This is a genomic window from Rhodoblastus sp. (assembly GCF_041915505.1).
Classification (GTDB): Bacteria; Pseudomonadota; Alphaproteobacteria; order Rhizobiales; family Beijerinckiaceae; genus Rhodoblastus.
Genome location: NZ_JAYSBG010000174.1, coordinates 1 through 7,218, shown reverse-complemented (window position 1 = coordinate 7,218; position 7,218 = coordinate 1). Strand labels below are relative to the sequence as shown.

General features: G+C 67.8%; 5 protein-coding genes. 3 read left to right on the top strand and 2 right to left on the bottom strand.

From position 1 onward, the window contains the following. Window positions 1-164: 164 nt before the first annotated feature. The 3 genes from ACE3S9_RS11845 to ACE3S9_RS11835 are packed head-to-tail and all read left to right on the top strand — an operon-like array spanning window position 165 to window position 1,235. Window positions 165-776, top strand: coding sequence for an SspB family protein (locus ACE3S9_RS11845; protein WP_374546664.1), 612 nt, complete (start codon window positions 165-167; stop codon window positions 774-776). Between the two features lie 16 nt (window positions 777-792). Then, window positions 793-993: a DUF4169 family protein gene (locus ACE3S9_RS11840; protein ID WP_374546663.1), complete on the top strand. Its 201-nt coding sequence runs from the start codon at window positions 793-795 to the stop codon at window positions 991-993. Beyond that, entirely contained in the window at window positions 993-1,235 is a 243-nt protein-coding gene (locus ACE3S9_RS11835) for a ribbon-helix-helix domain-containing protein (protein ID WP_374546662.1), read from the top strand. The genes ACE3S9_RS11840 and ACE3S9_RS11835 overlap by 1 nt, the downstream gene beginning before the upstream one ends. A 48-nt stretch (window positions 1,236-1,283) precedes the next feature. Here the strand turns inward: ACE3S9_RS11835 and ACE3S9_RS11830 are convergent, their stop codons facing one another. Both ACE3S9_RS11830 and ACE3S9_RS11825 read right to left on the bottom strand, forming a co-directional pair. Then, a complete protein-coding gene (locus tag ACE3S9_RS11830; RefSeq protein ID WP_374546661.1) occupies window positions 1,284-4,487 on the bottom strand; it encodes an AsmA family protein in 3,204 nt (1,067 codons plus the stop codon). Window positions 4,488-4,505: 18 nt separating this feature from the next. Next, entirely contained in the window at window positions 4,506-6,863 is a 2,358-nt protein-coding gene (locus ACE3S9_RS11825) for an ATP-dependent helicase (protein ID WP_374546660.1), read from the bottom strand. Window positions 6,864-7,218 lie beyond the last annotated feature (355 nt).

Here is a 7,218-nt window from a genome sequence, read left to right as displayed (position 1 = left end):
TCGCCGTCGCCGCGTAATGCGGCGCTAGCACCGAAATCAAAGTCCTGAGGCTTAGCCGTTTCAGGCGGGGTCCGGAGGCGCCTGGCAACAGAAGCCTCCACTTTCTTCCTGCCGGCGCGCGAGTCCCAACCGCAGCCGCCCGGCGAGCCAATGATGCGAGCTTTATGCCGACTGATTTGATTCGATACGATCTCCAGGTTCAGGACGCCCTGCGCGGCGTCGTGCGCAAGGTCTTGGCCGACGCCGCGCGCGACGGTCTGCCGGGCGAGCATCATTTTTACGTCACCTTCCGGACCAATGCGCCGGGCGTGCGGCTTTCGCCGCGCCTGCGCGAGCAATATCCGGACGAGATGACGATCATCCTGCAATATCAATTCTGGGATCTGCGCGTCGACGACGAGGCGTTCGAGGTCGGGCTGCATTTCAAGAACATTCCCGAAAAGCTGCATATTCCCTTCGAGGCCATCTCCGGCTTCTACGATCCCTCGGTCCAGTTCGGCCTGAAATTCGAGGCTCAGGGCGAGGAGGACGACGAAGAGATCGAGGACGAGGACGACGAAACCGTCGCCGCGCCGATCGCCAACCGGCCGCGCCCGGCCCCGGAGCCCGAAGACAAGCCCAAACCGCGCGGGGCGGGCTCGGAGCCCGATCTGGCGCCGGCTGGCGCCGCGCCGGTCCGCGCCGCGTCGACGCCTGCGGCGGCCGCCCAGGATGGCACCGAAACAGGCGGGGAATCCAAGGTCGTCTCGATCGACGCCTTCCGCAAGAAGACCTGAACCAGGACGACCGGGCATGGGCGAGATCGTCAATCTGCGCCGCGCGCGCAAGGCGCAGGAGCGCCGCAAGGACGAAGACCGCGCACAGGAAAACCGCATCCGCTTCGGCCTGAGCAAAGCGGAGCGCGAGTTCGCCGAAAAGACCAAAGCGCTGGAAGAGCGGCGCATCGAAGGCCACCGGCGCGATGGCGCGGCGACGCCGTCCGACGATTCCTGATGGCCGCGCCCGCCGGGCCGCCCGGCCGGATGCGCAAACATTCGCTGACCGTCGCCGGGCACAGCACCAGCATATCGCTCGAATCGGCCTTTTGGGACGCCTTGCGCGACCATGCGCGCGAACGCGGGCTTTCGGTCGCCGCTTTGGTGGCGGAAATCGACGCGGAGCGCGGCGAGGCCAATCTGTCTTCCGCTTTGCGCGTCCATCTTTTGCAGATTTTTCGCGACAAGGCGCGTGGCTGATGTCGGTGATCGCGATGAGTCGCGATCACCGAAACTTGGAACGAGCGCTCACGGCGCCGGCTGCGGCTCCGGGGCGGGCGGCGGCGCCTGCTCTCGCAGGGCGCGGATGCGCTCCTGATCCTCGCGCCGCTGCCGTTCGATCCGCGCCTGTTCGCGCTCCAGCGCGCGGGTCGCCACCGCATTGACGAAAGCGGCGGCGTCGACGCGCCGCGCCGGCGAGCGCCACGCCCCGCTCCAGACCATGGTCCCGCGCGGCGCGGCGCCATTCCAGCCGGCGGGAAGCTTTTGCGCCGCCGCCGAGACCGCCACCGACAAAGTTGCGTCGCGCAGATCGAATCCCGCCTCGATCCCCTGCCCGCCTTCATCCGTCGGCGCGAAAGCCGCCTGCCCGCTCGCGAGGCGCAAAGCGAAATGCGCCTCGGGCCGTCGCAGCGGCGCGCGCGCGAAAGCGGCGTCGAGACTTTTCGCGACCTCTTTGGTGTCGAAAGGCGCTTCGCTGGCCTCGCTCGCGGCCAAAGCCTGGTCCGGCGCCCCCGCCGCCGCGCCCTCGATCACCAGATCGCGCACGGTCGCCGCGCCGTCGCCCGCAAGCGAGCCGATCAACGCGGCTGCGCTGCCGCCATTGCCGGCGAATTTCGCTGCGCCGTCCAGTCGCGCGGAAAGGGCCGGGTTTTTCAGGACGATATTGCGCACCTCGATCTCGCCGCCCAAAGTCGCCTGCGCGCCGTCGCGGCGCAGGTCGATCCCGCCGCGCATTGTTCCGCCAAAGGCTTCGAGTTCCGCCCCGGCGATGGAAAGCGCGCCGGGGCCGAGCGCGAGATCGAAGCGCCCGCGTGCGCCAAAAGGTTGCAGCTCGCCGGTTTCGATCGCCAGCTTTGCGCGCGGCGGGTCGATGCCGGTCGGCGAGAAGGACAGGCTCGACCATAACGCGCCCGTTTTAGCCGGGGCTGGAGGCCCGAGCACCAGCGCGACGAGCGCCGGCGCGGAAAGCCGGTCGAGACGCAAGGCTCCCGCGAGTCCGTCGCCCGAGGCGGTCAAATCGCCCGACAATTTGGAGCCCGCCGCCTCGCCATTGAGATTTTGCAACGCCAGCGCGCCGTCGCGCCACAGCGCGCGCGCGGCGAGGCGTAGGGGAACGGAAGCGGCCGGCGCCGCCGTGAAGGCGCCGAGAATCTTGCCGGCGTCGCCGGCGAGATTCGCCTCGCCCTCGACCGCCCAATCGCGCGCCGGATCGGACATGGAGCCGCGAAAGGCGCCGCGCAGGCCGGCAAGCTCGGCGGAAGCGGTGACATTGCGCGCCCCATTGCTTTGCGGATCGCCTTGCGTATGCAGCGAAATCCGGGCCGCCCCGAGCCTCTGGCCCCAGACCGCCTGCGCGCCGAGCTGGTTGAGCAGGGCGCCGGCTTCCGGCGCGGAAAGATCGACCGCGACGGCGCGCTGGCCGGCCTGATCCGCCGCCAGCGAAGCCGCGATCCGCGTCGCGCCCAGCGTTCCGTTGAGCGAGAAGCCGCTTTCGCCCGCCTTGCCGGACAGGTCGGCCGGCGACAAGGCGCGGGCGCGCGCCGCCAGCGCCTTGGTCGCCGCGCCGGGCCAGAGCCGCGCCAGAACCTGGGCGAGCGGCCCGGCGTCGCCCGCCTTCAGCCGCGCCTCGCCCTTCAGGCCGGCGCCGTCGCGGCCCCAGCTTGCCGAAGCCGTCAGATCGGCGCCGCCGATATTGCGCAATTCCAGCCGCTCCAATTGCAGCGCGTCGCCCGCGCGCAGCAGATGCGCCCGGATGCGGCCGCCGTCGCCGGACAATTCGCCGGCGCGCGCCGAGCGCATGGTCTGCGCCTCGATCGACAGATCGAGATCGAGCGCGTCGAAAGCCGCGCCGGAAAAATCCGGGACGGAATCGAGATCGAGCGCGGGCGCGGCGAGCCGGGCGGCGAGCAAGGGCCGGCCGTCCGCCTGAACGGGGCGGAAGCGGAGTTCGCCCGAGAAGCGCGCGCGGCCGAAGGCCAGGCTGGCGTTGGTCAGCGCCCATTCGTCCGGCGAGGCCATGATGTCGCCGCCAAGCTCCAGCGCATGAACGTCGGCCCCGCCGAGGGCCTTGCCGACCGCCGGCGCGGCGTCGCCCAGCGCCGCCGCGAATGTCGCGAAATCGGAAGTCTTGAGCTGCGTCTTGCCGCGCCAGCCGGTCTGGTCGGGCGCGACGCTCGCCTCGATCCGGGCCGCGCCCGGGCCCTGCGCCTTGAACTGGGCCGGCGCGCCGGGGCGCCAGATCAATTCCGCCTGCGACAAGTCCATCCCGCGCCAGTTCAGCGCGCCGACGCCGAAGCGGAGATCGAGCGGCAAAGCGCTTTCCGCCGCCAGCAGCGGCGCGGCGAGAAATTCGCTCCACGCGCGCGACAGCAGCGGCGCTTCGACGGCGAGGACGAGCTTGCCGCCGGCCGTCTCATAGCGCGCGCTGCCCGAAAGCTTGTCGGCGAGCGGGCCGTCGCCGAGCCGGACGGTCGCTTCGCGCGCCAGCGCGCCGTCGAGCCCGACCAGAAGCGGGCCCTGCGCTGTCCAAGGCCCAGGCGCGGCCTTGCCGGACGCTTTGGCCTCGCCCTCAAAAGCCGGCGCCTTGGTCAGATCGACGCGGCCGTCGAGTTCGAGCCGGCCGCTGTCGTCCGGCCCGGTGAAATTCGCCTTGAGCGGCAGCAGGTTTTTGGCGAGCGCGTCGGAGGCGACCGAAAAGCCGATCCTGTTTCCGCGCCAGTCGAAGCCGCCGCGCCCGGACAAAGGCCCCCGCAGCGAAGGGATTTCGGCGTTGAGATCGAGGCCGGCGATCTCGACCGAAGGCGCGCCGCCGCGCGTCACGACAATATGGGCCCGGCGCAGGACCAGTGCGTCGAATTGCAACGGCGCCGCCAGATTGGGACGCCTCATCTTGTCGGCGTCGAGAACCAGCTCGGCGCCGTCGAGCGCGGCGCGCGAAAATTGCAGGCGTCCCCGCAGCAGGCCGGGCAGCGACAGGGCAAACCGGGCTTTATCGGCGTGAAAGCGGTAGGATTCGCCGGAAATATCCAGATTTTCCGCGCTAAAACGCGGCGTCGGCAGGAATTTGACCGCGACCGGGCCCTTGAAACGGACCTGCGCGCCGGTCGCCTGAGTCAGCTCCTCGGCGATGGCCGGGCGGAAGGCGTCGAAATCGATCAGGAAAGGCGCGGCGAAAGCGGCGCTCAGCACGACGATCAGCGCGATCCCGATATAGGTCAAGAGATCGCGCATCGCCGCTCAGCCCCGGTTTTAGCCGCGCAATTCCACAAAGCTGTCGAGCACGAGTTTGCGGCCGGCCTTGTCGAAGTCAATCGTGAGCTTGGAGCCGTCGACCGCGGCGACCGAGCCGGGGCCGAATTTCTGGTGGAAGATCCGCGCGCCGGGCGCGAATTTCCCCGCCGGCGCCGCGCGCGACACGATTTCGCCCTCGATCGTCTTCGGCGCGCGCGCGGCGGGGGCGCCCTGTTCGGCGCGGGCCTGGGCGCGGCGCCAGCCCGGCGTTTCGACATGCGAGCCGTAGCTGTCCATATTGGTGAAGCGCGACTGCGCATAGGCGCCATAGGAGCCGCCGCTGCGCGCCTCGTCGACCACCTGAACATGCTGGGCCGGGAGATCGTCGAGGAAGCGCGAGGGAACCGTGCTCTGCCACAGGCCATGGATGCGGCGGTTGCTGGCGAACAGGATTTTCGCCCGCCGCCGCGCCCGCGTCACGCCGACATAGGCAAGGCGACGCTCCTCCTCCAGCCCGGCGCGGCCGTTTTCGTCTAGCGACCGCTGATGCGGGAACAGGCCCTCCTCCCAGCCGGGCAGGAAGACCGTGTCGAATTCCAGCCCCTTGGCGCCGTGCAGGGTCATGATCGAGACGCGCGCGCCGCCTTCGGCGTTGTCGACGTCCATCACCAGCGAGACATGCTCCAGAAAAGCCCCGAGATCGGGGAATTCCTCCATGGAGCGGATCAGCTCCTTGAGATTTTCCAGCCGGCCTTCCGCTTCCGCGCTGCGCTCCTGTTTCCAGAAATCGGTATAGCCGGATTCGTCCAACACCTGTTCGGCCAGCTCGTAATGCGGTTTCGTGGCGATCTCCCCCGACCAGCGCGCAAAATCGGCGAGCAGCGCCCGCAAGACGCCGCGCGGCTTGGGCCTCAACTCCTCGGTTTCAACCAGCAGACGCGCGGCGGCCATCAGCGGAAGCTGCCGCATCCGGGCGAATTCATGCACCGTCTGCAGCGTGCTTTCGCCCAAGCCGCGCTTGGGCGTGTTGACGATGCGCTCGAAGGCGAGATCGTCGGCCGGCTGGGCGACGCAGCGCAGATAGGCCAGAGCGTCGCGGATTTCGAGCCGCTCATAGAATCGCGGGCCGCCAATCACCTTGTAAGGCAGGCCAAGGCTGATGAAACGTTCTTCGAATTCGCGCATCTGGAACGAGGCCCGCACCAGAATGGCCATATCGTCCAAGGAATGCCCCTGACGCTGAAGCTGTTCGATCTCCTCGCCGACGACGCGGGCCTCCTCCTCGGAATCCCACACCCCGGCGACCGTCGGCTTGTCGCCCCATTCGCCGTCGGTGAACAGCGTTTTGCCGAGCCGGTCGCGGTTGCGGGCGATGAGATGAGCGGCGGCGGCGAGAATATGGCCGGTCGAGCGGTAATTGCGCTCCAGCCGGATCACTTTGGCGCCGGGAAAATCCTTTTCGAACCGCAGGATGTTGTCCACCTCGGCGCCGCGCCAGCCATAGATCGACTGGTCGTCGTCGCCGACGCAACACAGATTCTGCGGCTGGGACGGATCGGCGCGCTGGACCAGCAGCCGCAACCACAGATATTGCGCGGCATTGGTGTCCTGATATTCGTCGACCAGAATATATTTGAAGCGCTGCTGATACTCGCGCAGCACGTCCGGGTTTTCGCGCAGCAGCCGCAGCGATTCCAGCAGAAGATCCCCGAAATCCACCGCATTGAGCGTCTTCAGCCGCTCCTGATAGAGCGCATAGAGCGCCCCGCCCTTGCCATTGGCGAAAGATTGCGCCTCGCCGGCGGGAACATGTTTGGCGTCGAGGCCGCGGTTCTTCCAATTGTCGATCAGATAGGCCAGAGCGCGCGCGGTCCAGCGCTTGTCGTCAATGTTCTCGGCCTTCAGCACCTGTTTCAGCAGGCGCATCTGGTCGTCGGCGTCGAGAATGGTGAAATTGCTTTTCAGATCCACCAGTTCGGCATGGCGCCGCAGGATTTTCGCGGAAATGGCGTGAAAGGTGCCAAGCCAGCCCATGCCCTCGGCGGCGGCGCCGATCAGCCCGGCGACGCGCTCGCGCATTTCGCGCGCAGCCTTGTTGGTGAAGGTGACGGCCAGAATTTCGAACGGCCGGGCGCGGCCAAGCGCCAGAATATGCGCGATGCGCGAGGTCAGCACGCGCGTCTTGCCGGTGCCGGCGCCGGCCAGCACCAGAACCGGACCGTCCAAAGTCTCGACCGCCTCGCGCTGCTCGGGATTGAGCGCCGTCAGCCAGTCTGGCGCGCCGCGCGAAGCCGACAAAGCGCGCGCGGCGATCCCTCCCGGGCGTGGCCCGGAATGGAGGAAATCGGAATCGTCTGGCGAAAACGGATCGGACAAAGCCTGGCCTTGAGCGAACGAATAGCGAATCGTTAACCGCAATGTGGGACGGCGCGCCCCGCTTGTCCAATCGCACCGTGAAAAACAGGCCGGAGCAAGCGCCGTTCCTTAAAGTTTGAATCAATTCATTCGGCCAATTTCAGGAGATTGATTCTAATTTTTTCAGTCAAAACGTCACGCCCTCCGGCGGACGCGCCAAAACGCAGACGACAAGCCCGCACCGCAGGAGACCGCCCGTGCAAACCGCTTGGTTTCGACGGAAATTGACCGCCTTTCGCCGCGAGGAATCGGGATCGACCCTGATGTTCTTCGGGCTCGCTTTCGTGGGCCTCCTGCTGATCGTCGGCCTGGTGCT

Excerpts from the sequence above, each read along its gene's own strand:
- ACE3S9_RS11845 (WP_374546664.1), top strand. The coding sequence starts at position 165 with ATGCCGACTGATTTGATTCGATACGATCTCCAGGTTCAGGACGCCCTG.
- ACE3S9_RS11840 (WP_374546663.1), top strand. The coding sequence starts at position 793 with ATGGGCGAGATCGTCAATCTGCGCCGCGCGCGCAAGGCGCAGGAGCGC.
- ACE3S9_RS11835 (WP_374546662.1), top strand. The coding sequence starts at position 993 with ATGGCCGCGCCCGCCGGGCCGCCCGGCCGGATGCGCAAACATTCGCTG.
- ACE3S9_RS11830 (WP_374546661.1), bottom strand. The coding sequence starts at position 4,487 with ATGCGCGATCTCTTGACCTATATCGGGATCGCGCTGATCGTCGTGCTG.